The sequence below is a fragment of the Mesorhizobium sp. M0016 genome (assembly GCF_040324035.1).
Taxonomy (GTDB): Bacteria; Pseudomonadota; Alphaproteobacteria; order Rhizobiales; family Rhizobiaceae; genus Mesorhizobium.
Genome location: NZ_JAMYVM010000021.1, coordinates 44,687 through 68,895, shown reverse-complemented (window position 1 = coordinate 68,895; position 24,209 = coordinate 44,687). Strand labels below are relative to the sequence as shown.

General features: G+C 63.0%; 19 protein-coding genes. 11 read left to right on the top strand and 8 right to left on the bottom strand.

All coding sequences use genetic code 11. The features are described from left to right. Window positions 1-88: 88 nt before the first annotated feature. The 4 genes from NKJ88_RS25240 (at window position 89) to NKJ88_RS25225 (ending at window position 4,664) form a co-directional block, all read left to right on the top strand. Window positions 89-1,267, top strand: coding sequence for a BaiN/RdsA family NAD(P)/FAD-dependent oxidoreductase (locus tag NKJ88_RS25240; RefSeq protein WP_023805464.1), 1,179 nt, complete (start codon window positions 89-91; stop codon window positions 1,265-1,267). A 215-nt stretch (window positions 1,268-1,482) separates the two neighbouring features. Continuing rightward, complete coding sequence (locus NKJ88_RS25235; protein ID WP_023696454.1) at window positions 1,483-2,043, top strand: RNA polymerase sigma factor; 561 nt, start codon at window positions 1,483-1,485, stop codon at window positions 2,041-2,043. A 2-nt stretch (window positions 2,044-2,045) separates the two neighbouring features. Beyond that, a complete protein-coding gene (locus NKJ88_RS25230) occupies window positions 2,046-4,157 on the top strand; it encodes a vWA domain-containing protein (RefSeq protein ID WP_023746824.1) in 2,112 nt (703 codons plus the stop codon). Between the two features lie 240 nt (window positions 4,158-4,397). Continuing rightward, on the top strand, window positions 4,398-4,664 hold the full coding sequence (locus NKJ88_RS25225; protein WP_023753429.1) for a hypothetical protein: 267 nt from the start codon (window positions 4,398-4,400) through the stop codon (window positions 4,662-4,664). An 8-nt stretch (window positions 4,665-4,672) separates the two neighbouring features. Here NKJ88_RS25225 and bmt read toward each other — a convergent pair whose 3' ends face one another. Both bmt and NKJ88_RS25215 read right to left on the bottom strand, forming a co-directional pair. Next, complete coding sequence (bmt, locus tag NKJ88_RS25220; protein ID WP_023746823.1) at window positions 4,673-5,695, bottom strand: betaine--homocysteine S-methyltransferase; 1,023 nt, start codon at window positions 5,693-5,695, stop codon at window positions 4,673-4,675. A 114-nt stretch (window positions 5,696-5,809) separates the two neighbouring features. Next, window positions 5,810-6,667, bottom strand: a complete 858-nt coding sequence (locus NKJ88_RS25215) for a helix-turn-helix domain-containing protein (protein WP_023681768.1) — start codon at window positions 6,665-6,667, stop codon at window positions 5,810-5,812. A gap of 229 nt (window positions 6,668-6,896) precedes the next feature. Here NKJ88_RS25215 and NKJ88_RS25210 point away from each other — a divergent pair, with 229 nt between their 5' ends. After that, a complete protein-coding gene (locus NKJ88_RS25210; protein ID WP_027050294.1) occupies window positions 6,897-7,907 on the top strand; it encodes a fatty acid desaturase in 1,011 nt (336 codons plus the stop codon). An 86-nt stretch (window positions 7,908-7,993) separates the two neighbouring features. After that, the gene (locus tag NKJ88_RS25205) at window positions 7,994-8,821 is read left to right on the top strand and encodes a phosphate/phosphite/phosphonate ABC transporter substrate-binding protein (protein ID WP_023746821.1); all 828 of its coding nucleotides are present in this window, start codon (window positions 7,994-7,996) and stop codon (window positions 8,819-8,821) included. Here NKJ88_RS25205 and NKJ88_RS25200 read toward each other — a convergent pair. The 4 genes from NKJ88_RS25200 to NKJ88_RS25185 form a co-directional block, all read right to left on the bottom strand. Further along, complete coding sequence (locus NKJ88_RS25200; protein ID WP_352446018.1) at window positions 8,786-10,081, bottom strand: M24 family metallopeptidase; 1,296 nt, start codon at window positions 10,079-10,081, stop codon at window positions 8,786-8,788. The genes NKJ88_RS25205 and NKJ88_RS25200 overlap by 36 nt on opposite strands. Before the next feature lie 55 nt (window positions 10,082-10,136). Then, entirely contained in the window at window positions 10,137-11,705 is a 1,569-nt protein-coding gene (locus NKJ88_RS25195; RefSeq protein ID WP_023700319.1) for an ArnT family glycosyltransferase, read from the bottom strand. Window positions 11,706-11,749: 44 nt separating this feature from the next. Beyond that, window positions 11,750-14,320 (bottom strand): GcvT family protein, encoded by a 2,571-nt coding sequence (locus NKJ88_RS25190; RefSeq protein WP_023688129.1) that lies wholly within the window; start codon window positions 14,318-14,320, stop codon window positions 11,750-11,752. 73 nt (window positions 14,321-14,393) lie between these two features. After that, entirely contained in the window at window positions 14,394-15,971 is a 1,578-nt protein-coding gene (locus NKJ88_RS25185; protein ID WP_352445987.1) for a trimethylamine methyltransferase family protein, read from the bottom strand. A 272-nt stretch (window positions 15,972-16,243) separates the two neighbouring features. Between NKJ88_RS25185 and NKJ88_RS25180 the strand changes: the two genes are divergently transcribed. From NKJ88_RS25180 to NKJ88_RS25160, 5 genes are all read left to right on the top strand, one after another. Beyond that, window positions 16,244-17,419: an MFS transporter gene (locus NKJ88_RS25180; protein WP_023691026.1), complete on the top strand. Its 1,176-nt coding sequence runs from the start codon at window positions 16,244-16,246 to the stop codon at window positions 17,417-17,419. Window positions 17,420-17,530: 111 nt separating this feature from the next. Continuing rightward, complete coding sequence (locus NKJ88_RS25175; protein WP_352445985.1) at window positions 17,531-18,688, top strand: MFS transporter; 1,158 nt, start codon at window positions 17,531-17,533, stop codon at window positions 18,686-18,688. A 97-nt stretch (window positions 18,689-18,785) separates the two neighbouring features. After that, complete coding sequence (locus tag NKJ88_RS25170) at window positions 18,786-20,855, top strand: prolyl oligopeptidase family serine peptidase (protein ID WP_352445984.1); 2,070 nt, start codon at window positions 18,786-18,788, stop codon at window positions 20,853-20,855. 41 nt (window positions 20,856-20,896) lie between these two features. Further along, window positions 20,897-21,010 carry a capsid protein gene (locus tag NKJ88_RS25165; RefSeq protein ID WP_245265757.1) on the top strand — a complete coding sequence of 38 codons (114 nt, stop codon included), beginning with the start codon at window positions 20,897-20,899 and terminating at the stop codon, window positions 21,008-21,010. A gap of 52 nt (window positions 21,011-21,062) precedes the next feature. After that, a complete protein-coding gene (locus NKJ88_RS25160) occupies window positions 21,063-22,442 on the top strand; it encodes an aspartate aminotransferase family protein (RefSeq protein WP_023670423.1) in 1,380 nt (459 codons plus the stop codon). A 425-nt stretch (window positions 22,443-22,867) separates the two neighbouring features. On the opposite strand, the gene mmsB is transcribed toward NKJ88_RS25160, so the two are convergent. Beyond that, window positions 22,868-23,752: a 3-hydroxyisobutyrate dehydrogenase gene (mmsB, locus tag NKJ88_RS25155; RefSeq protein WP_023805455.1), complete on the bottom strand. Its 885-nt coding sequence runs from the start codon at window positions 23,750-23,752 to the stop codon at window positions 22,868-22,870. A 63-nt stretch (window positions 23,753-23,815) separates the two neighbouring features. Then, window positions 23,816-24,184, bottom strand: coding sequence for a four helix bundle protein (locus NKJ88_RS25150; protein WP_023691031.1), 369 nt, complete (start codon window positions 24,182-24,184; stop codon window positions 23,816-23,818). Between the last annotated feature and the right edge of the window lie 25 nt (window positions 24,185-24,209).

The window sequence follows — 24,209 nt, the reverse complement described above, 5'->3', positions numbered from 1 at the left end:
TTGCCTGAAGTCGCAACGAACGGGTAGAGACTGCACGATTGGCGCGGCCTGTTAAAACAGCGCCGGTCGAGCGGGAACGAACAGCCTGATGCAATCCTATGATGTCGTGGTGATCGGCGCCGGTGCGGCCGGAATGATGTGCGCCATCGAGGCGGGCAAGCGCGGCCGCTCGGTCCTGGTGCTCGATCACGCGGCAAAGCCCGGCGAGAAGATCCGCATCTCCGGCGGTGGCCGCTGCAATTTCACCAACATCCATGCGAGCCCGAAGAATTTCATCTCGGGCAATCCGCATTTCTGCATCTCGGCGCTCAGCCGCTACACGCAGCGCGATTTCATCGAGTTCGTCGAACGCCACGGCATCGCCTATCACGAGAAGACGCTGGGACAGCTGTTTTGCGACGGCTCGGCGCGGCTGATCATCGACATGCTGGTTTCCGACATGCAGGATTGGGGTGTGGAACTGGCGTTGTCGACCGAGGTGAGGAACGTCAGCAAGACCGCGGACGGGTTTGTGCTGACGCTCTCCGCTGGCAGCGTCGCTTGCAGCTCGTTAGTCGTGGCTTGCGGGGGCAAGTCGATCCCCAAAATGGGCGCGTCCGGTTTCGGCTACGAGCTTGCGGCGCAATTCGGCCTTGCGGTGGTGGAAACACGGCCGGCGCTGGTGCCGCTTACCTTCGACGCAAGAACGCTGGAGCGGCTGGCGCCTTTGGCCGGCAATGCCGTCGATGCCGAAGTCGCCTGCGGCAAGACGCGGTTTTCAGAAGCGATGCTGTTTACGCATCGCGGCTTGAGCGGGCCTTCCATCCTGCAAATATCGTCCTATTGGCGCGAGGGCGACGAGATCCGCATCGCCATGCTGCCGGGGAGGGATGTGGCGGAACTGCTTCGCGCCGCCCGGCGCGTCAACGGCAGGCAAGCGGTGCAGACGGTGCTTGCAAACCATTTGCCGAAGCGCCTTGCGCAAGCAGTCGCCGAGCGCAGTGGGATCGATGGCAATCTCGCTGATTTGACAGACCTGCAAATGAAAACCGTCGAAGCCGCCGTCAACGACTGGCGCATCAAGCCGGCCGGCTCCGAGGGTTACCGCACGGCGGAAGTGACGCTTGGCGGTGTCGATACCAACGGGCTCGATCAGAAGACGATGCAGGCGAAATCCGTGCCGGGGCTGTTTTTCATCGGCGAAGTCGTCGATGTCACGGGCTGGCTGGGCGGCTATAATTTTCAGTGGGCTTGGTCGTCCGGCTGGGCCTCGGGCCAGGTGTGCTGATATTCAGGTGAGGCCGGCCTGCAAACGACGGCTTTCAGTGCTTCCGGTGCTCGCGTACCAAAAGTACGCTCCACTCCGGTTCTCGAAATCCATCGTTTTCGGCTCGGCCTCACCTGAATCTCAGCGCACCTGTTGCGCGTGCATCCGTCGCCTCGGAAAAAAATCTTTCCATAACCCCAAGGATTGGCCATTAGCCTTCGTCCAACAGGCAAATGATGGCGATGATGCTGGATGAAAGCGAAGCCTCCGACGCCGAATTGATCGGGCGGGCGAAGGGCGGAGACAGGGGTGCCTTCGGCAAATTGCTGGAGCGGCACTACGACTTCGTCTATCGCGCCGCCTATCGCTGGTGCGGAAAGAAGGCCGATGCCGAAGACATCGCCCAGGAGGTCTGTGTCCGTCTCGGCAAGGCGATCCGCGACTATCGCGGCGGCGGCGCGTTCACGACATGGCTCTATTCCGTGACGCTGAACGCGGCGCGCGACATGATGCGCAAGACCACGCGCGAAAACGTCAAGACCGAGGCTTTCGGCGCCTACAGCATGATTTCGGGAGAGGCCTCGGCCGAGCCCGAAGATCCGACTGAGGCGCTCTGGGCAGCGGTGCGGCAATTGCCGGACAAGCAGCGCGATGCAGTACTTCTGGTCTATGGCGAAGGTTTGAGCCACGCGGCCGCCGCCGAGGCGATGGCAATCTCGGAGACGACGGTTTCCTGGCACATCCATGAAGCGAAGAAACGGCTGAAGACGTTGATGCGTTCAGCCGGGGAAGTGTGACCATGGTCGACGACAACGAACTCAACAGGCTGCGCGACGCAGCAGTACCGGCGCCGGGCGAAAGCGCGAAGGCACGCGCCTTCGAAGCCGCCATGAGCGCCTATGATCAGGAAAATATTTCTGCCGTCACCCAAGGATCGGTCGGCGGGCTTCGTCTCACAGAGCGAGCACAAAAGCTCTGGAGCGAGATCATGCAAAAGAAACTCATCGCCACGCCGGCCATTGCCGGGCTCGTCGCCCTGCCGATCGCCGGATACGCCACCTTCCATATGCTGAGGGAACAGCCGTTGCCGTTCGGCGGCGACGAGAAGATCACCGAGACGCTGGCCGACAAGCCGGCAACCAATGGGCCGGCGATCAACGCGCCGGTAAAAGAAAAGCAGGCGCCTGAAGGCGACAAGAAGACCGACGCCGATGTGCGAAGCCGCGACACCACTACGCCGCTTACGCCACCCGCGCCGCCGAAGCCCGAATCGACCGTTGCTGTCGCCCCGGCGCAGCAGGATGCGCTGGGACGCGGCGTGTTGGCCGAGCCTGCGCCAGTTGAGAGCCGCGAGTTTTCGCTTGACGGCAGTGCTGCTCCGGCCGGCGGCGCGCGGGTCAACCGCATGGCCGGCGCGACCGAATCCAAGTACCTGGCACAGCCTTCGACGATGCCGGCCGACCAGATTGCGCCGCAGGAGCCAAACCGCGACCGCGTCGAGGATTTCAAGACCAATCCGGTGCATGCAGCCCTTCAGGATCCGGTCTCGACCTTCTCGATCGACGTCGACACGGCTTCCTATTCCTTCGTCCGCGGCTCGCTGAAGCAGGGCTACCTGCCGCAGGCCGATACGGTCCGCGTCGAGGAGATGGTCAATTACTTCCCCTATGACTGGAAGGGTCCGGACTCGGCTTCGACGCCGTTCAACTCGACCGTCAGCGTCATGCCGACGCCGTGGAACGGGCACACCAAGCTGATGCACGTCGCCATCAAGGGCTTCGACATCAAGCCGGTCGAGCAGCCCAAGGCCAATCTGGTGTTCCTGATCGACGTCTCGGGTTCGATGGATGAGCCGGACAAGCTGCCGCTGCTGAAGTCGGCTTTCCGGCTGCTGGTCAGCAAGCTCAAGGCGGACGACACCATCTCGATCGTCACCTATGCCGGTGACGCCGGCACCGTGCTGATGCCGACCAAGGTCACCGAGAAGGACAAGATCCTCAACGCCATCGACAATCTGCAGCCGGGCGGCTCGACGGCCGGCGAGGCGGGTATCAAGGAAGCCTACAAGCTTGCCCAGCAGTCCTTCGTCAAGGACGGCATCAACCGTGTGATGCTGGCCACGGACGGCGACTTCAATGTCGGCCAGACCGATGACGACGATCTGAAGCGACTGATCGAGCAGGAGCGCAAGACCGGCGTCTTCCTGTCGGTGTTCGGCTTTGGACGCGGCAATCTGAACGACCAGATGATGCAGACCATCGCCCAGAACGGCAACGGCACCGCCGCCTATATCGACACGCTGGCCGAGGCCGAGAAGGTTCTGGTCGAGGATGCCTCCTCGACGCTGTTCACCATCGCCAAGGACGTCAAGATCCAGGTCGAGTTCAATCCGGACAAGGTCTCGGAGTACCGGCTGATCGGCTATGAAACCCGCGCCTTGAACCGCGAGGACTTCAACAATGACCGCGTCGATGCCGGCGATATCGGCTCCGGTCATTCGGTGACGGCCATCTACGAGATCACGCCGAAGGGCAGTGGCGGCGAGCAGATGGATCCGCTGCGCTACGGCCAGGCCGCGGTCGACAATGGCGGCGTCGCCAACGCCGACGAATATGCCTTCGTGAAAATCCGCTACAAGCTGCCGAACGAAGACGTCTCGAAGCTGATCACCACGCCGGTGACGTCGGCCAACGAGGTCGCGTCCTTCGACCAGGCCAGCACCGACCAGCGTTTCTCCGTCGCTGTCGCCGCCTTCGGCCAGAAGCTGCGCGACGAGGATGCGACCGCGAAGTTCGGCTACGACAAGATCATGGAGATTGCCACCGCCGCCCGAGGAGCCGACCCGTTTGGGTACAGGTCCGAGTTCCTTTCGCTTGTGCGCCTTGCCTCGGCGCTCGGCGGTAACCGGTAGTGGCAATACAGCCGGTTCCTTTCAGACGGGGGTCGTTCTGATACGGGGAACCGGCTACGGGCGGGTGAGGCAGGCCGGCGGGGGAAACCCTGCCGGCCTTTTTTCGGATCGATTGATCCGAAGCGCACAGATGATCCGCCTGATCGTTAAATTGCGCGGCTTTTCCGGAACGTCATCGCAATGCCCTGCTATTATTGCATGGGGTCGGGACTGGGCTTGGGGAGCCGGGAATTGCAGATCATGAACATTGGAAACACGACGCCGGCGGTGAGACACACGCAGGCGTCGGGAACGCTGTCGCCAGAATCCAGGCGCATCATGGATGACGTCGACGCAGCCCGGAATACCGCAAAGTCGGCGCTGACCAATGACCGCTTTCGTGTCATGCTGGAGCAGATCGGCAATCCGCAGTCGTCGGGTGACCTGGTGACGATGAATGAAAGCGCCGACAGCACCGCCCTGGATTTCAAGACGGCGCTATCGCGTTACGCTGAAAACAGCGAATAAGTTCGATATCAGGCCCGGGTGCGGCGGCGTTCGCGGCGGGCTTCGCTGGTCTCGGCGGTGTTTTCCGTCGCCACCTTGTTGCGCATCGGACCGATGCGCTCGACGATCGCCGCGACGGTCGGGCGTTCGGATTTGGTGTGCGCGTCGAGCGCCTTGCGCATGGCGGCAAGGTGCTGGAACGACGTGCCGCAGCAGCCACCGATGATCTTCGCGCCGCCATCCACCGCCAGCCGGACATAGTCGGCCATCAGCTCCGGCGTGCCGGAATAATGGATCTCGGTGCCACGAAATTCGGGAATGCCGCAATTGCCCTTGACGATCACCGTCGCTTCCGGCTTCGCCTCGGTCATGTCGAGCAGCGAGGCCAGGATGTCGGAGGCGCCGACACCGCAATTGGCGCCGACACCGAGCGGTGTCTCTGAAAGTCCGTCGACGACGCCGTGGATATCCTTGGGCAGCAAGCCCATCATGGTGCGGCCGGCAGTGTCGAACGAACCGGTATAGGTGTAGGGCAGGCCGACGCGGATGGCGGCCTCCGCCGCGGCGCGGATTTCGTCCGGCGCAGACATGGTCTCGATCCAGGCGACTTCGGCGCCGCCTTCCTTGAGACCCTCGATCTGCTCGGCAAAAGCCTCGACTGCTTCGTCATAGGTCATGGCGCCGAGCGGCACCAGCAACTCGCCGGTCGGACCGACCGAGCCGGCGACGATGACTTTCCTGTCGGCCTTGTCGGCGACCGCGCGGGCAATCTCGGCGGCGCGCTTGTTCAGCGCATGCACGCGGTCCTGCGCATGATGCAGCTTCAGCCGGTGGCGGGTGCCGCCGAACGAGTTGGTGAGGATGATATCGGCGCCGGCGTCGACGAAATTCTGGTGCAGGCTGGTGATGGTGTCGGGCGCTGCCTCGTTCAGCAACTCCGGCGCTTCGCCGGCCTCCAGCCCCATGGCGAACAGATTGGTGCCGGTGGCGCCATCGGCGAGCAGCACGCCCTTTTCGGCCAGCAGAGCATCGATGGGATTGTTCGCGGTCATCGGATCGACTTTCAGTATTTGAATGGAATAAGGATATAAAGAAGTCTTTATGTCCAGTCAATGTGTTTGCGACCGGCAATTGCCGGGCGGCGCACCTTTCCGGGGCGTTGGGGATCAGGCAGAACCCGATGGAAATGACGCGCCGGCCAGATTGCGCGCGTAGGCGGCGGCCTCATGCGGGTTGATGTCGGCGGCGCGGATCAGATTGTCGAAATGCTGGGTCAGCGCTTGGACCGGCTGGGTGGCGTTCAGCACGACATACATGTCGCCGACATATATGGCGGCGCGGTAAGGGCCGAAGATGGTCAGCGGGATGGAATAGCGCATGCGGCCGTCATAGAGGAACAGGCGGAAGGTGGGGTAGAGATCGTCAAGCAGCGTCGCCATATGGGCAAGCTGCTGCCGGCGGTCAGCCTCGGGAAAGCGGTCCCAGACGCCCAGGCCGCGGGCGAAAATCTCCAGCGTGTGGCGCGGCATGCAGACCTCCATGTCGGTCTCAGGGCGCCGGTTGTACTCGATGCGGTACTGCGTCTCGCTCGCCTGAGCGAGGCGGCTGCGGTTGGTGATGTTGGCTTCGTAGTCGACCAGCTGGCGTGTGCGCAGGAGGTCGGGAATGCCGGCCGGCACATAGCGGATCTTGGTGCCTGCGGCCTCGGCGAACCATTTGGCGAGCAGCGTGCGGTCGAAGCCGTCGGGCGCCTCTTCGATCTCCAGGCTTTCGCGGATTTCGCCGGTGACGCCTTCGTCCTGGGAGAGGCCGAGGAGCCAGTCCAGCGAGATCTTGAATTCGGCGGCGATGTTGAGCAGCGTTTCGGCGCGCGGCAGGCGCGTCGAGGCGCCGGACATCAGTTGCGACAGCGCCGACCGATCGATGCCGACTGCTGACGCGAAGGCCGACTGGTTGAGGTCGGACCGTGTCAGGAGCAGCTTCAGACGCTCCCGAAAGATTGCCGACAGGTCCCGTTTGTCCACTGTTCGTTCTCCGCGCTCACTTAGGAAAAATTTGCGCCATAGCCGTCGAATCAGCACTCCAGGCGTAAATGAATCCCTAGGGTTGTTTACAATGTGTAACATCTGCGGTCAAAATGCGCAAATGCAACATTTTGTACACTTTGTCTCGTTGAGTGGAATCGCTTCTCCTGACACTATGTTGTCAGGAACCAATTGGGGTTTCGGCGGCTGAGGGACAGTGGTCGATAGCATGACAGGCAAGAGCATCAAGCGACGCAACGCAGCAGCCATCGAGTGGCCGACCGTGGTTCTCGCTTTCTTCTGTTACGGAATGTGGCTCGCTGCCGGGCTCCTGCTCTGGCCCTCTTATCCGATCCTGGCACTTCTTCTCCTCGGCTTCATCCTGGCCTTGCAGTCGTCGATCATGCACGAAGTGCTGCATGGCCATCCGACGCGCAGCGCGCTCATCAACGAAGCCTTCGTCTTCCTGCCGATCGGCCTGGTCTGGCCGTTCCGTCGCTTCAAGACGCTTCATTTGCGCCACCACGCCGACGAGCGCCTGACCGATCCGCTCGACGATCCCGAGAGCTATTACCAGGCGCTGTGGATGCATGACGATCTGCCGCCGACGATGAAATTCCTGCTCAAGATAAACAACACCATGGCCGGCCGTTTCTTTCTCGGCCCTTGGCTGTCCTGCATCGGTTTCTTCGTCGACGACGCCAGGCATGTGATTGCCGGCGACAAGGTGATCGGCAAGGCATGGCTGCTGCATGCGATCGGCCTCGCCATCGTAGTGCCGATCGTGCAGTTCGGCTTCGGCATTCCCGTATGGCTCTACATTCTGGTGCCGGTCTGGCTCGGCCAGTCGCTGATCGCGGTCCGGACTTTCGCCGAACATCAGTGGTGCGAGCACCCTGAAGGACGCACGGTGATCATCGAGCGCTCGCCGCTGTCGTTCCTGTTCCTCAACAACAATCTGCACTTCGTTCACCACAAGACCCCGACCGTTGCCTGGTACAGGCTTCCAAAACTGTTTGCCGACCGCCGCGACGAGTGGCTGCGGATGAACAATGGCTACGCCTATCCGAACTATTTCGCACTGATCAAGGCCTACGCATTCAAGGCCAAGGAGCCGATCGTGCACCCGGTGCTGCGCCGCCAGCCCGAGCCGGGCAGGGCGTTCAAGCCGCGCATCAGGGCGCGCAGCATCAGCGGGCTTGGCAGCGCGCCGGTTCCGGCCGAGCCGCCGAAGGAATAATCCCCGGACATCCCGGTGTCGGCCAATTCTGATTGAACGCCGCGTTTTTGCGATCCTTTCCCGAGCCATGATGATTGAGTGTCGGCATGAGTGAATTGATTGCGGCATTGCCGATGTACGACTGGCCCGAAGTGCGCGGCGAGGTCGACGCGCAATGGGCAGCGTTGCGCGAGGCTTTTCGGCACAAGGGCATCGATGCGCCGCAGACAATCGTGCGCCGCAGTGGCGACCTGCCGCCGGTGCCGGGCGGTATCCGGGACGCCGAGGGCAAGCTAATCGCGCCCGATCCGGCGACACTGCCGCCGAACGAACTCGACCATCACCAGCTTTGGCTGCATCCGGCGCTGCTGTTCGCGCAGACCTGCTGGGGGCCGATGGAACTCGGCCTGAACAAGCATGTGCAGGTGGTCGGCCAGCCGAGCTACGACGCTTACGAAGGCGGCCAGGGCGAACTCTATTCCAGCGCGCTGGTGATGCGCACAGGCGAGGGATCGGAAGTTCGCTCGCCCGCGGATGGCAAAGCCTTGCTGCCGCTCGATCTGATGCGTGGCAAGCGTTTTACCTACAACAGCCTCGATTCGATGTCGGGCATCATTGCACTGGCGCGCGATCTGCAGGCCGCCGGCGAAAGCCTGGATATCTTTTCCTCGCGCAGCGAAAGCGGTGGCCATCGCGGCTCGATCGTCGCGGTCGCCGAGGGCAAGGCGGATATAGCTGCCATCGACTGTGAGAGCTGGGCGCTGGCGCAGCGTTTCGAACCTGCGGCAAACGCCGTGAAGGTCGTCGGCTGGACGGCAAGGCGCAAAGGCCTGCCCTACATCACCGCCAGGACGACGCCGGAAAAGACGCTCAAGGCTCTGCGCGAGGCGCTTGCCGGATCAGCCGAGCAGCCTCGCATCCAACGGGTAGGTTGAAAGCTGCTCGTTACCGGTCTCGGTGATCAGGATCTGTTCCTCGATCTTGACGCCCTCATGGTCGCCGAGACGGCCGATATAGCTTTCCACGCACAGGACCATTCCCGGCTCCAGCACGCCATCGGGCGTGTCCGGCGTCCAGTCGCTGGCATGTGGCAGGGTCGGGTACTCGTCGGCCAGGCCGACGCCGTGATAGAGCACGCCGTAGCGTGTCGGGAAGCAATCTCCCGGCGGCACCACGGAGCGTTCGACCAGGTCGCGAAAGGATATGCCGGGCTGCATCAACTGCGTGTTGTGGGCGATCTGGTCGGCGGCGATGCGGAACAGGTCGCGCTGCTCGTTCGACGGCCTGGCGTCACCGCAAAGCCAGGTGCGGGAGAGATCGGCGCAGAAGCCGTAGGGACCGATCAGGTCGGTGTCGAAGGCGACGAGGTCGCCTTCCTCGATCACACGCGATGAGCATTCCTGGAACCACGGATTGGTGCGCGGCCCCGAGGCAAGCAGCCGGGTTTCGATCCATTCGCCGCCGCGCGCAATGTTGCCGCGGTGGAGTTCGGCCCACAATTCGTTTTCGGAAATGCCCGGCGTCAGCGCCTTCTCCATTTCACCCATCGCCGCTTCGCAAGCGACGATTGCGCGGCGCATGGCGAGGATCTCGTCCGGCGATTTGATCAGCCGCGCATTTTCCATCACCGCTTCGCCATTGCCAATCGAGATGCCGAGCCGGGCGAGTTCCTCGACGCCTTCCGGGTTGATGTGGTCGACCGCAATGCGGCTGTTGCCGCCGCCATGCTCCTTGACCAGATCGGCGATGCCGGCCGCCCAGCGGCGGACTTTGTGCTCGGTCAGCTCACCGCCATAGAGGTACATCCACGACACTGCCGGCCGCACCTCGTCAACGACGCCGGAATGGTCGGACAGATGCTCGCAGGAGAAATAGTTGAACAGCACCACGGGTCCCTCAGTGGCGATGAAGCAGTGGCGGGTCGGATTGTGCGCGACCCACAGCTGCATGTTGGTCGAATCGGTGGCGTAGCGGATGTTGACGGGGTCGTAGAGCAGCGCGCCGGCGTAGTTTCGGCGCTTCAGTTCGGCTCGGATGCGCTCGAGCCGGTATTGGCGCATAGCGGCAAAATCGGGCGCGGCGATGCCTGCCGCTTGCCATTCGGTTTCAGCCAGCGCGCCATAGCCCAGCACATGCTGGTTCAGCGACGCCGCTTTCTGGCGCGAGGCTTCGACGGAGCCCGGCTCGAACGGCATGATCTTGCGGTGACGGCCGAACCCTTGTTTCTCCACCCGACGCCTCCCTGCCGACTTACTGTGGCGCTGCGCCCGCGGCCGCTTTCTTCAGCCGCGTGACCGTCAGCGTGCGGGTGGGCGGCTCGCTGTCGAACAGCATCGGGACGACCAACTGCTGCGGCGAGCCGTCAGCGACATAGCCGGCCTCGCTCAAGGCCCGCAGGATGCCCTCGGGAGGTTCCTTGTCATTGGCCATCACGAGCACCGCCGGCTCGATCAGCAAATGGCCGAAGTCCGGCATCTCGTCGTCGAGCACGACCAGATCGGGATCGACAAGACGCAGATTTCCCACCCAGTGCCAGCTCGATATCGCCGTGCGAACCGGACCGTTTGCCGTCAGCTGGCCATAGAGCGACTGGTAGTCGACACGCACGATGCTGCCGCGGCTGTCGCCGCCATTGAGGTGCGTGTACCAGGTCACCGGCAGCACGAGGATGGCAAGCGTTGCGCCGACAAAGACGACGACGTCCTGCACCTTCCTTCCCTTGTCGCCTCTGGCATCCATCCGCAAGGCCAGCGCGACCGGCAGCAACACAAGAATGGGAAGCATCCAGCGATCGCGAAATTGCGTCGTCCCGCTCGCCAGGACGAGCACGATGGTCATCGCCAGGGCAAAAGCGATGGTGCGCCACACCAGTTTCTCGGTCCATGGCGCCGGTTGCAGAGCCGGCGCCGGCTTTTTCCATGCGATGAGCAAAGCCGCGACGAATATGCCGGCCGGCAACACGGCGAAATACAGGATAGCCTTGCCCAGTCCGCGCATTCCGTAGAATGCGGTTTGTATGGCGCTTTCTCCTCTGCCCATGCCGAAGCCGCCGCTGTGCGACAGCAACTGGTCGGTGTAGGTCAGGTTCCAGTAGAGCGTCGGCAGGCAAAGCAGCACCGCCACGACAAGGCTGATCGAAAACCGGCGGTTGAGGATGACGCCGCGCGTTTCGCGCAGCGACAGGGTGGACAGGATCAGCGCGCCGAGAAAGATCGCGTTGTTGTATTTCGACAGGATGGCGGCGGCCATCGCCACGCCAAACAGCACATAGGTGGCCAGGGAACGCCGCTGCACCAGTTCGACGAGCGCAAGAAACAGCACCACTGAAAAACAGAAAGCGGCGATCGAGTGGGTGAGGGCGTGCTGCATCTCCCACACCATCTGCGGAAACAACAGCAGGCCGAACAATGCGGCGGCGCCAGCGCGGCTGGAATAGCCCAGGCGGCGGACAGCGATGAAAACCGAAGCCAGCGCCGCTCCGATCAGTAGGTACTTCACGATCTTGAGCGCGAGGATGTTCGTTCCGACCACGGCGGCGACGAGGCGGGCGAGCCAGGTGTAGAGCGGCGGCTGCGAGCCGCCATAGCCAGCCCAGAGGTAGCGCATGTACATCAGCTGTTCGGAATCGTCGACGCCGACACCGGTTCCCACGACACGGGACAGCAGCGCCATCACCACGATCTGGACGACGCAATAGACCGCGACGCAGACCAGTGCGGCGTTGAAGGGACCGACCTTGCCTTCGCCGAGCCAGTCCGTCCATTTCTCTAGATACTGCAAGGGGATCGTCTTCTCATCGAGGGAAATGCCTGCGGCCAACTGCCGAAGGCCCCTTACACGATCTCACGCTCCCTGTCGCCTTTTCAGGTCCGCATCTTCTCGCCGCTGGGGTCGAAGGGCGCCTCGACATTGATACGCGCCGGACGCCGGTGGCCGAGGATCTCGATCTCGAACAGTCCGGCACTTTCGTCCTCGGCGAGTGCCGCCGGCACATAGCCCTGCGCCATCGATTTCTGCACATAGTGCGCATAACCGCCCGAGGTGACCCAGCCGACCACGCGCCAGTCGCCGTCGACGATGCCGCGCACGGCGGAAGCGCCTTCGGCAGCCTTCGAGCCACGCACTTCCTTGCCCGCCATGTCGAAGCGCGGCGCGCCATAGCCATGCGGCTTTTCCACCGTGCCATAGTCCTTGCCGACCTTGGCCCAGATCGGCTCGTCGCCCATGACATCGGCGTCGGCCGCATCGATGATGAAGGAGACACGGCGCAGTTTCGGTCCTTCCGCCTGTTCCTTGGCGGCGGCCTCGCGGCCGATGAAGTCGTTCTTCTCCAGCTTGATGAAGCGGTCCATCCCGCCTTCGAACGGGCCGTAGATCGGCCGCAGCTCGCGGTACCAGGTCGGGAAGTTCTTCTCCAGGCGCATGGAGAGCAAAGCGCGCATGCCGAAATCGACGAGGCCGAACTCCTCGCCGGCGTCCTTGATCGCCTTGTAGACCAGGCGCTCATAGGCCGGCGCCATCCAGATTTCATAGCCGAGATCACCGGTATAGGTGATGCGGTTGACCATGCAGGGCGCGCCCCCGACCGCCATTTCGCGGAAATCCATGAAGCGAAACGCCTTGGTCGAGATGTCGACATCGACCAGCTTCTGCAAGAGATCGCGCGATTTCGGCCCGGCGATCGACAGGCCGACGAGCGTCTGATCGAAGCGGTGGATGCGCACCGAACCATCCTTCGGCAGGTGCTTTTCGAACCAGCGCATGTGGTACTTCTGCGCGGCGGACGAACCCCAGATCATAAATCTGTCTTCGCCTGCCTTGGCGATGGTGAAGTCGCCGATCAGCTTGCCGAACTCGTTGATCATCGGCGTCAGCACGATGCGGCCGATCTTCGGCATGCGGTTGGTCATCAGCCGGTTGAGGAAATCCTCAGCCGCAGGTCCCGACACTTCGTATTTGGCGAAGTTGGCGATTTCGGTGACGCCGACGCGTTCGCGCGTGGCGCGCACTTCCTCGCCGATAGGACCGAAATCGTTTGAGCGGTGGAAGGAGACGACGTCCTTCGGCTCCTTGCCCTTCGGCGCGAACCACAGCGGGGTCTCCAGGCCCCAGCTATCGCCCATTACGGCGTTGTTGGCGAGCATCGTGTCATAGAGCGGGGTGGTTTGTGCAGGGCGCGCAGCCGGCAGCTCTTCATTGGGGAAGCGGATGGAGAAGCGGCGCGAATAGTTTTCGCGCACCTTTGCGTTGGTGTAGCGCAGGCCGGCCCACTCGCCGAAGCGGGCGACATCCATGCCCCAGACGTCGAAGCCGGGATCGCCATGCACCATCCAGTTGGACAGCGCGAGGCCGACGCCGCCGCCCTGGCTGAAGCCGGCCATGACGGCGCAGGCGCACCAGAAATTGGTCAGGCCCTGCACCGGCCCGACCAGCGGATTTCCGTCGAGCGCGAAGGTGAAGGGGCCGTTGATGATCTGCTTGATGCCGGCTTTCTCGATGCCGGGGAAATGCTTGAAGCCGATCTCCAGCGACGGCGCGATGCGGTCGAGGTCGGGCGGCAGCAGTTCATGGCCGAAATCCCACGGCGTATTGACCGGCGACCAGGGTTTGCAGGCTTTTTCATAGGTGCCGAGCAGGATGCCGTTGCGCTCTTGGCGGGTGTAGATCTCGCCCTTGAAGTCGAGCACGCCGATCATCTCGCGGCCGGTCGATTTGTTGAATTCCTCGACCTCGGGCATCGGCTCGGTGAGCAGGTACATGTGCTCCATGGCCAGCACCGGCAGTTCGACGCCGACCATGCGGCCGATCTCGCGCGCCCACAGGCCGCCGCAGTTGACGACATGCTCGGCGTGGACGGTGCCCTGTTCGGTGACGACGTTCCAGGTGCCGTCAACTTCCTGCGTCAAGTCGACGACGCGGTTGCGCAGCACGATCTCGGCGCCCAGCTTCTTGGCCGCCTTGGAGTAGGCGATCGTCGTGCCGGAGGGATCGAGATGGCCTTCGACCGGATCCCACATGGCGCCGACGAAATTGGTCTCGTCCATCAGCGGGAACATCGCCTTGGCTTCGGAGGGCGTGATCAGCTCGGTGTCCATGCCGAGATAGCGGCCCTTGGCGTGGGCCAGGCGCAGAAAATCCATGCGCTCGGGCGTATCGGCCATCATCACGCCGCCGGTCAGATGCAGCGAGCAGGACTGGCCGGAGATTTCCTCGATCTCCTTGTAGAGCTGCACCGTATAGGCCTGCAGTTTGGCGACGTTGGGATCGCCGTTCAGCGTGTGGAAGCCGCCGGCTGCGTGCCAGGACGAGCCGGAGGTGAGCTCGGACCGCTCGATCAGCATGATGTCGGTCCAGCCGGCCTTGGCCAGGTGATAGAGCACCGAGCAGCCAACGACGCCGCCGCCAATGACAACCGCTTTTACATGAGATTTCATGAGAGATAGGTCCGTTTTTGCGTAAATTGAATCAGGTGTGTCGGTTGGCAGGATGCCGCCAGTTGCTTGCCGATCAAAAATCGGTCGGCGCGCCGCCTTCGGCCGTGCGCTTTTCGACGAAGTCGTTGAGCTCTTCGCGGATCGCCGGGTCCATATAGGGTTCCTCGTAGGATGCCAGCCGCTCCTTCCAGACCTTGTTGGCCTTTTCCAGCGCGGTCGGCGATCCGGCTTCGGCCCAGGTTTCGAAATTGCGCCAGTCGGAGAGGATGGGCGAGTAGAAGGCTGTCTTGTAGCGGTCCTGCGTGTGCTGGGTGCCGAAGAAATGGCCGCCGGGGCCGACCGACTGGATGGCGTCGAAGCCGAGCGCTTCGTCGGACAGGTCGAGCGGGGTGAGGAACTCGGCCACCATCTGCAACAGGTCGATGTCCAGGATGGTCTTCTCGTAGGAACAGCGCAGGCCGCCTTCGAGCCAGCCGGCGCCGTGCATCATCAGATTGCCGCCGCCCTGGATGGCGCCCCACAGCGAGAACACGCTTTCATAGGCTGCCTGCGCGTCGACCGCGTTGGCGGCGCAGGTATTGGAGGTGCGGTAGGGGATCTTGTAACGGCGGGCAAGCTGGCCGCCGACAAGCTGCGCCTTCATATATTCAGGCGTGCCGAAGGCCGGCGAGCCTGACTTCATGTCGACATTCGAGGTGAAGCCGCCATAGCCAACCGGCGCGCCCTTTCTCACCATCTGGGCAAAGGCGATGCCGGACAGCGCCTCGGCATTTTGCTGCACCAGCGCACCGGCGATGGTCACCGGCGCCATCGCGCCGGACAGGGTGAAGGGCGTGATGACGACGACCTGACCCTTGCTCGACATCTGGATGATGCCTTCCATCATCGGCACATCCAGTTTCAGCGGCGAGTTGGTGTTGATGATGGTGAAGACGGACGGCTCTTCGAGCATCTGCTCATGGCTGATGCCGCGGGCGATCCTGGCGATCTCGATGCCGTCGACATTGCGCTCCTTGCCGAGCGAATAGATGTGGAACACCTTGTCGGTCAGCGTGGCGAGGTCGCGGATGCATTCGAGGTGGCGCACCGACGGGTGGATGTCGGTCGGCTCGACCGGATAGCCGCCGGTGCAGTTCAGGATGTTGTGCATCTGTGCCAGGCGCAGGAAGTTGCGGTAGTCCTGCTGGTTGCCCGGACGGCGGCCGCGATCGAGGTCGGAGCAGTTCGGTGCCGACGCCATCATCGACAGGATCACATTGTTGCCGCCGAAGCGCACATTGTGCGCCGGGTTGCGGGCATGGAGCGTGAATTCCGACGGGCAGTTGGAGATGAGATCGAGGATCATGTCGCTGTCGAAGCGCACGCGCTCGCTGCCCTCGCGGACATCAGCGCCATTTTCCTTCATGATGCGGCGCGCTTCGTCATGCAGCACGTCGACGCCTATTTCCCTCAAGACGCGCAGCGAGGCGAGGTGGATCGATTCCAGCTCGTCGTCCGAGATCAGCTTGGTCGGCGTCAGCGGATTTCTCAGTTGTCGAAAAGCCGGCTGTTCGAAGGCGGCCGAGCCGCCGGCGCGCTTGCCCGCACGGCCACCGCGACGGGCACGGTCGGCTGCCAAAGGCGGTTCGGCTGGATGCAGGGCGGCGGTCATGATGGTCCTCGTACGATGCTGGTAGCGGGCGGCATAATGGACCGGCGGCTGTCCGGCCATTGCGGAGGCGGCGACCACTAGGACGAGGGAAGCGACATGCCCGAACGGCAGTCCGATAGCTGACAACCTTGCCGGGGATTGGCGGACAGGACGCGCCCACTGCGGCTCTTGGCGCAAGGGGATTTCAGGCGCGGCCCTTCCTTTCCCTAAATCGAACCGCTAGCTCAATGGTTTGCCGCTGGATCGGGCCGGCAATTCATGTGGAAGGCATCATGGCTGCGACCGGTTCGAGCGATGGCGAAGCGGGGACGCAATGGGCGGCGCTTGCCGGCGTAACTGCCGCCCTCGCGATGTTCGGTGCGGCGCAAGGGCTGAGCTCGCCGCTGTTTACGCTGCTGATGCAGAAGCAAGGCATGTCGCCGGCGCTGATCGGCTTGTCGGCAGCGATGATGCCGCTTGGCCTGATCCTTTCGGCCTCGTTCGTGCCGGCAGCCGTTCGGCTGGTCGGCGCGCGCAACCTGGCTGTGGGTTGCTCATTGATTGGGGCGCTGTGCTTCCTCGGCATCGGCTACCTGCAGGACTGGGTGGGCTGGTTCGTCATCCGCTTCATCATCGGTATCGTCATCAACCCGCTCTATATACTGGGCGAAGTATGGGCGCTGTCGCTGGCGCCGCCGTCGCGCCGCGGCAGGGTGATGGGGGCATTCAACACCGTGCTGGGCGCTGGCTATGCTGCGGGGCCTTTGGTCCTGACCGCGGTTGGGATATCGGGCTGGGTTCCTTTCCTGGTCGGCATGGCCGGCTTCATCCTGTGCGCCGCGATCCTTCGTGCTGTTTCGTCAAGCCTCGCCGGCTTCGAGGATGACGGCCAATTGCCCGGCGGCTTTTTCGGTTTCGCCAGGCTGGCGCCGGCGCTGTTGTTTGCCGTGCTGGTTTCGGCGGCGGTCCAGCAGGGCACCTACGCTTTGATGCCGGTCTTCGGTGCCGCCTATGGCCTGCCCGAAAGGACGCTGGCGGCCCTGGTGATGGCACTGTCGCTGGGAAACATCTTCCTGCAAATCCCGCTCGGCCTGCTGGCCGAGCGTTTCGGCGGGCGGGCGATGATCATCTTCTGTGCGTTGGCGACAACGACCTGCGCGGTTTTGCTGCCGTTGCTGATCACGATGCCGGCGATCTGGCTCGTCCTTCTCGTCATGGGCGCTGTCGGCTACGGCGTCTACACCATGGCGCTGGTGGAACTCGGCAGCCGCTTCAGGGGAACCGTGCTGGTCGCCGGCAACGCCGCCTTCGCATTGATGTGGGGCGCCGGCGGCATTGTCGGCCCGCCTGGCGCCGGTGCCTTGATGCAGATCATCGGTCCGCTCGGTCTGCCGGTGGTGATCGCCGGACTCGACGCGCTGCTGGTGAGCTTCGCGCTCTATCGATCGTTCAAGCGCCAAAACTCCTGACGGCCCAAAAGCTCCTGACAGGCCTTGTCTGGAGCAAACGGTTTTTCGCGGGGCGGGGCTTACCCGCGTCGGACAGAAAAGCTAGTCCTGAACCTGGTTTAGGTGCCAATGATGAACCTGGCGGAAGCTGACAACGAGAAGATGCAGTGGGCGGCGATCAGCGGCGTGATCGCGACCGTCTCGGTGTTCGCCATCGCGCAAGGCCTGTCCTATCCGCTGCTGAGCTTCATCCTGCAACGCCAAGGCGTTTCGCCGGCCATCATCGGGCTCTCGGCGGCAATGACGCCGATCGGCTTCATTGTCTCGTCGCCGCTGATCCCGGCACTGGCGCGCCGGTTCGGGGCAGGGCGCACCGCGCTTACCTGCGCGGCGCTTTCGGCTATTGTGCTTGCGCTGATCGGCTGGACGCAGAATGTCTATCTGTGGTTTCCTCTGCGCTTCTTGATCGGGGTGGTGACCAATCCGCTCTATGTCTTGAGCGAAATCTGGGTCATTGCACTGGCGCCGCCATCGCGCCGCGGTCGCGTCATGGGTGTCTATTCAACCATCATCTCGGCCGGCTTCGCTGCCGGGCCGCTCTGCCTGCTCGCTGTCGGCACCGTGGGATGGCCGCCATTCCTGGTGGGGATCGCCGCCTTCATCTTCTGCGGCGCCTGCCTGGCGCTGGTGCTGCCGCGACTGCCGAAGGTCGACGAAGCCGGGCACAGGGTTTCGGTCATGGGCTTCGTGCCACTGGCATGGCTACTGCTGTCGGCGGTGGTCGTTGCCGCCGGTTTCGAACAGGGCGTGCTGGCGCTGCTGCCGGTCTACGGCACGCACTATGGCATCGCGGAAGCGCGCATGTCGGCGCTGCTGTCGGTGATGATCGCCGGCAACATCGCCATGCAGGTGCCGCTCGGCTTGCTGGCGGAACGGCTGACGGCGCGGCTGGTGCGATTCATCTGCGTCGTGGTGACGGTGCTGGGCTGCGCCCTGTTGCCGCTGCTCATCGAGACGCCGCTGATCTGGCCTTGCGTCTTTATCTGGGGCGCGGTCTCCTATGGCATCTACACCATGTCGATCATCGAGCTCGGCGACCGCTTTACCGGCTCGGCGCTGGTCGCCGGCAATGCCGCCTTCTCCCTGATGTGGGGCGTCGGCGGCATCGTGGTGCCGCCGCTGGCGGGTGGCGTCATGGATGTGATCGGCGCCTCCGGCCTGCCGATCACGCTGGGCACGATTTGTCTGGCACTGGCTGTGGCCACGGTCCTGCGCCGGCGGATGGTTTGAGGCCGCATTCCCCCGATGACCTGACGTACCATCTTGAATAAAACCGCTTGCAACGCGATGTAGGCAGGGCTGCCCGCCACTAGCCTGGAGACCATGCGTGACCCAATCGACGACAAAACGCCAGACGGATGCCACCGCGGAGGACAAGTTCCTCTGGTTGGAGGACCGGACCAGCAAGGAATCGCTCGACTGGGTGCATCGCCGGAACGAGATCACCATGGCCGAACTGCAGGGCGATCCGTCCTACCAGGCGGCGTTCGAGACGGCGCTCGACCTGATGACGGCCGAGGACAACATTGCGGTCGGTGCCGCGCTCAACGGTCAAGTCTATAATTTCTGGCAGGACAAGACCAATGTGCTCGGCCTCTGGCGCCGCACGACGGTTGCTTCCTACAAGACCGAGAAGCCTGTGTGGGAGACGATCATCGACTTCGACGTGCTGTCGGCCAAGGAGGGGGTGAAGTGGGTGTTCAGCGGCGCCAGCCGCCTTTACCCCGATTTCAACCTTAGCCTGGTGGCGATGTCGCCGGATGGCGGCGATGCCAGCGAGATGCGCGAATTCGACATCGAGACCAAATCCTTCATCGAGGGCGGCTTCCGCGCTCCCGCCTCGAAATCCGGCTTTTCCTGGCTGGACAAGGACACGGTCATTGTCTCGGCTGCCTTCGATGAAGACGACAAGACCCAGTCCGGTTATCCGCGCGTCGTCAAGCTGTGGAAGCGCGGCACCCGGTTGGAGGAGGCGACGCCGATCTTCGAGGCCGAGAAGCAGGATCTCGCGGCCGGCGCGGGGGTCGAGCATGATGGCGACAGGCAGTATTTGTTTCTGGCCCGCACGATCGCCTTCTTCTCCTCGCACAGTTTTCTGCGCCTGCCGTCGGGCGAAAACCGCCGCATCCCGTTGCCGGACGATGTCACCGACAGCACCCTGTTCAAGGGTCGGTTTGTGTTCGGCGTGCGCAGCCCGTGGACGGCGCCGGATGGCACCGAATGCCTGCCGGACGGCCTCTATTCCCTGGATTTCGAACGCTGGATCGACACCGGCGAACTGGGTCCTGTCGAAACCATGCTTCAGCCGGCGCATCGCGTGTCGATCGCCGGCATTGCCCGCACGCAGGACCGGCTGTTCATCAACCTGATGGACAATGTGCGCGGCAAGGTCATCGTCGCCCAGCGCAGCGGCGACCGCTGGTCGCTGAAGCCGGTGGCGCTGCCCGAGAACGGCAATGTCGGCATCGCGCATGCCGAGCATTTCGGTTCCAGCGTCTCCTTCTCCTTCACCGATTTCCTGACGCCGAGTTCGATCATCTGGTCGGACGATAACGGGGTGACGCTGGCCACCGTGAAATCGCAGCCGGCGCGGTTCGACGCCGCGCCGCTGGTCTCCGAACAGTTCGAGGCGCGCTCGAAGGACGGCACCATGATCCCGTATTTCGTCGTCAGGCGGCGCGACCAGAAGGGTCCGGTACCGACGCTTCTCTATGGTTATGGCGGCTTCGAAATACCGCTGCTGCCCGGCTATGCCGGCGTGCGCGGCAGGCTGTGGCTGGAGAAGGGCAATGCCTATGTGCAGGCCTGCATCCGCGGTGGCGGTGAGTTTGGGCCGGCCTGGCACCAGGCGGCGCTGAAGGGCAATCGCCAGACTGCCTTCGACGATTTCGCCGCGGTGGCGCAGGACGTCGTCAGGCGCGGCATCGCCACGGCTGCTTCCCTCGGCATCCAGGGCGGCTCGAATGGCGGCCTGCTTACCGGCGTTTCCCTGACGCAGCATCCCGAACTGTTCGGCGCCGTCATCATCGAGGTGCCGCTGCTCGACATGCTGCGCTACACCGAACTGCCGCCAGGCGCCTCGTGGATCGGCGAATATGGCGATCCGGCAAAACCGGAAGAAGCCAAGTGGCTCGCCGCCTATTCGCCGTACCATCATGTCTCGGCCGATGCCGTCTATCCCCCGGTGCTGCTCACGACATCAACCGCCGACGACCGCGTCCATCCCGGCCATGCCCGCAAGATGGCGGCGAAGCTGCAGGAAGCAGGTCACGGCAAGACGTTGTTCTTCGAGGAGACGGAAGGCGGCCATGGCGGGCGCGGCGACCGCCGGCCGCAAGCGGCGCAAACCGCCATGAAATACGTGTTCCTGCAAAGGGTATTGAGCGGCACCGCTTGAATTCCGGGCCTCGGGCGGCATAGACTGCCGCCATGGTCTACATGAGCACATCCGGCGCCTTCGGGGTCGCGGTGACACCGTCGCCGCGCACGCTGCGCGCCGAACTGCTCAGGCTGTGCGCTCGCATCGGCTATTCGCCGCCCGCCGTCCTCTGACGAAGTCGCCCCGGCAGCTTGCCGGTTTGATTCCAGAGGAAAGAGCAAACCCATGACTTACCAGAACTATTCGCTGAAGCAGCTTCAGCAGATTGACGCCGCGCATCATCTGCATCCCTTCACCGACCACAAGGAATTGCGCGAGACCGGCTCGCGCATCATCACCCACGCCAACGGCCCGTTCATCTACGATGCCGACGGCACCGAAATACTCGACGGCATGGCCGGGCTGTGGTGCGTCAATGTCGGCTATGGCCGCGACGAGCTGGCCGACGCCGCTTACGCGCAGATGAAGGAATTGCCCTACTACAATTCCTTCTTCAAATGCTCGACGCCGACGCCCGTGCTGCTGTCGAAGAAGCTGGCCGAGCTGGCGCCCAAGGGCATCAGCCAGGTTTTCTACGGCTCCTCCGGCTCGGAGGCCAACGACACGGCACTGCGGCTCGTGCGCCACTATTGGGTGCTGGAAGGCAAGCCGGAGAAGAACCGCATCATCTCGCGCAAGTCGGCCTATCACGGCTCGACCGTCGCCGGGACGTCGCTGGGCGGCATGGATTTGATGCACAAGCAGCTCGGCGGGGCGGTTCCCAACATCGTCCATGTCATGATGCCCTATGCTTATGAGTTGGCGCTGCCTGGCGAAAGCGACCATGATTTCGGCCTGCGCGCGGCCAAGGCCGTCGAGGACGCCATCCTCGAAGCCGGTGCCGACAAGGTGGCGGCCTTCATCGGCGAGCCGGTGATGGGCGCGGGCGGGGTGAAAATACCGCCGATGAGCTATTGGCCGGAAGTGCAGCGCATCTGCCGCAAATACGATGTGCTTTTGATGCTGGACGAGGTCATCACCGGCTATGGCCGCACCGGCGAATGGTTTGCGGCGCAGACCTTCGGCGTCGAGGCCGACACCATCACCACGGCCAAGGCACTGACCTCGGGCTATCAGCCGCTGTCGGCGCTGCTGGTCGGCGACCGTATCGCGGCGACGCTGGTCGAAAAGGGCGGCGAATTCTACCACGGCTATACCTATTCGGGTCACCCGGTGGCCTGCGCGGTGGCGCTGAAGAATCTCGAGATCATGGAGCGCGAAGGCCTGGTCGACAGGGTCAGGAACGACACCGGACCTTACTTCGCCCAGGCGCTGCAAGAGCGCATTGCCGGCCACGAACTGGTCGGCGAGGTGCGATCGATCGGGCTGATGGGCGCGATCGAGATCGTCAAGGACAAGGCGACCAAGGAGCGCTTCCTGCCGGCGGGCAGTGCCGCCGTCACCGTCCGCGACCACGCCATCGCGCAAGGCCTGATGCTGCGCGCCACCGGCGACACGATGATCCTGTCGCCGCCGCTGATCTGGACCCGCGCGACGATCGACATGGCTTGCGATCGCATCGCCAAAGCGCTGGATCTGGCGCAAGCGGATTTGCGCAAGAAGTAGATGGAACGAGCGCCGGGCGCCTTGCAAACAGGGCGCCCGGACTGTGCGCCTGCTTATCGTCAGGGTCGACGGGGTCAGCGCACCGATCGTGCTGGTCAATGAAGGCCATGAGGCAATTCCGAACGCTGCAATCGGAATAATAATTCAGACCGAGCAGTATAGTACTGCAAAACGCAAAAACCGCGCTCCATAGGAACGCGGCTTTGCCAGATACGCATGGCATTTCGCCAACAATACACTTGCGAAACTTACGGGCTCCGGTACGCGAGACCTGATCCGGAGCGCCGGGCGGATGCGATATGTCCGCCTCGCCATCCGTTATATAGGCACATCGTTACCGCCGGGTTATCGAGAGCTTAAGCAAATCTAAATTTGCAATTTTTCCGCGCAATAAAAATCGAGAAAAGCGCTGCCAAATTCGAAACTTATAGAGAACTGCCGCGAAGGAAATTTATGATGCCGGAAAAATCCGATCCGCCATTTCCCTGGGCGTTGAACAGCGCATAAAGCTGGGCCGCTTCGGCCCCCATTGGCGTCACCGCGCCGGCGCTTTGGGCCGCCTCCTGCGCCAGTTTCAGGTCCTTCAGCATGAGTGCTGCGGCAAAGCCCGGTTTGTAGTCGCGGTTGGCGGGTGAGGCCGGCACGGGACCCGGCACCGGGCAATAGGTGGTCAGCGACCAGCACTGGCCCGACGAGGTCGAGGCAACGTCGAACAGGGCCTGATGCGAGAGGCCGAGCTTTTCGGCCAGCACGAAGGCCTCTGCGACGCCGATCATCGAAATGCCGAGCATCATGTTATTGCAGATTTTGGCTGCCTGACCGGCGCCGTCGTCGCCGCAATGGACGATGCGGCCTGCCATCGGCTTCAGGACCGGTTCGGCCTTGGCGAAGGCATCCTTGGCGCCGCCGGCCATGAAGGTCAGCGTTCCCGCAGCAGCACCGCCGGTGCCGCCGGAGACGGGGGCGTCGATCGAATGCAGCCCGTGCTTCCTTGCTACGGCATGCGCCTTGCGGGCCGACTCGACATCGATGGTCGAGGAATCAATGAACAGGGCGCCTGGTTTGGCCTTGGGTGCGATGTCCTCGTAGACCGAGAGCACGTGCTTGCCGGCGGGAAGCATGGTGATCACGACATCGGCGTCCTTCACCGCCGCCACGGCATTCGCCGTGACAATGACGCCATGCTCGCGGGCGACGGTGAGGTTTTCCGGCATCAGGTCAAAGCCGTGCACCGCGTGCCCCGCCTTGACGAGATTGGCAGCCATCGGATTGCCCATATTTCCGAGACCAATGAAGGCGATGGTGGTCATAGCGGTGCTCCATGATGAGTAGGCAGTAGGCAGTAGGCAGTAGGCAGTAGGCAGTAGGGCGACCTATTCGGGTGCGAGTTTGATAATAAGTTGGCGAAGCATCTTTCCGATGGCCTCGGCCGCCAGAAGCAGGTGCTCAGCTTGCCCATGCGTGGCAACGCCAATGCGTTGAGCGATTTGGAGGTGTGTCTCGAACTCCTTCAGCGAGCCTTGGGCTATCCTGAGAAATTGCTGATAGGAGCCTCGGTTGTCTCGGCCATAGCCTTCCGCGATGTTTGCAGGGATAGAGGTTGCTGAACGGCGGATTTGGCTGGTCAGCCCATACAATTCCTCTTTGGGCCATGTCTTGGTCAATGAGTAGGTGCTGACAGCCAGATCCATCGCCTGCTGCCATACGATAAGATCCTTGTACGAGTTGATCTTGCCGGTCATCCTTTGCCTACTGCCTACTGCCTAC

Excerpts from the sequence above, each read along its gene's own strand:
- NKJ88_RS25240 (WP_023805464.1), top strand. The coding sequence starts at position 89 with ATGCAATCCTATGATGTCGTGGTGATCGGCGCCGGTGCGGCCGGAATG.
- NKJ88_RS25235 (WP_023696454.1), top strand. The coding sequence starts at position 1,483 with ATGGCGATGATGCTGGATGAAAGCGAAGCCTCCGACGCCGAATTGATC.
- NKJ88_RS25230 (WP_023746824.1), top strand. The coding sequence starts at position 2,046 with ATGGTCGACGACAACGAACTCAACAGGCTGCGCGACGCAGCAGTACCG.
- NKJ88_RS25225 (WP_023753429.1), top strand. The coding sequence starts at position 4,398 with ATGAACATTGGAAACACGACGCCGGCGGTGAGACACACGCAGGCGTCG.
- bmt (WP_023746823.1), bottom strand. The coding sequence starts at position 5,695 with ATGACCGCGAACAATCCCATCGATGCTCTGCTGGCCGAAAAGGGCGTG.
- NKJ88_RS25210 (WP_027050294.1), top strand. The coding sequence starts at position 6,897 with ATGACAGGCAAGAGCATCAAGCGACGCAACGCAGCAGCCATCGAGTGG.
- NKJ88_RS25205 (WP_023746821.1), top strand. The coding sequence starts at position 7,994 with ATGAGTGAATTGATTGCGGCATTGCCGATGTACGACTGGCCCGAAGTG.
- NKJ88_RS25200 (WP_352446018.1), bottom strand. The coding sequence starts at position 10,081 with ATGCCGTTCGAGCCGGGCTCCGTCGAAGCCTCGCGCCAGAAAGCGGCG.
- NKJ88_RS25190 (WP_023688129.1), bottom strand. The coding sequence starts at position 14,320 with ATGAAATCTCATGTAAAAGCGGTTGTCATTGGCGGCGGCGTCGTTGGC.
- NKJ88_RS25185 (WP_352445987.1), bottom strand. The coding sequence starts at position 15,971 with ATGACCGCCGCCCTGCATCCAGCCGAACCGCCTTTGGCAGCCGACCGT.
- NKJ88_RS25180 (WP_023691026.1), top strand. The coding sequence starts at position 16,244 with ATGGCTGCGACCGGTTCGAGCGATGGCGAAGCGGGGACGCAATGGGCG.
- NKJ88_RS25175 (WP_352445985.1), top strand. The coding sequence starts at position 17,531 with ATGAACCTGGCGGAAGCTGACAACGAGAAGATGCAGTGGGCGGCGATC.
- NKJ88_RS25165 (WP_245265757.1), top strand. The coding sequence starts at position 20,897 with ATGAGCACATCCGGCGCCTTCGGGGTCGCGGTGACACCGTCGCCGCGC.
- NKJ88_RS25160 (WP_023670423.1), top strand. The coding sequence starts at position 21,063 with ATGACTTACCAGAACTATTCGCTGAAGCAGCTTCAGCAGATTGACGCC.
- mmsB (WP_023805455.1), bottom strand. The coding sequence starts at position 23,752 with ATGACCACCATCGCCTTCATTGGTCTCGGAAATATGGGCAATCCGATG.
- NKJ88_RS25150 (WP_023691031.1), bottom strand. The coding sequence starts at position 24,184 with ATGACCGGCAAGATCAACTCGTACAAGGATCTTATCGTATGGCAGCAG.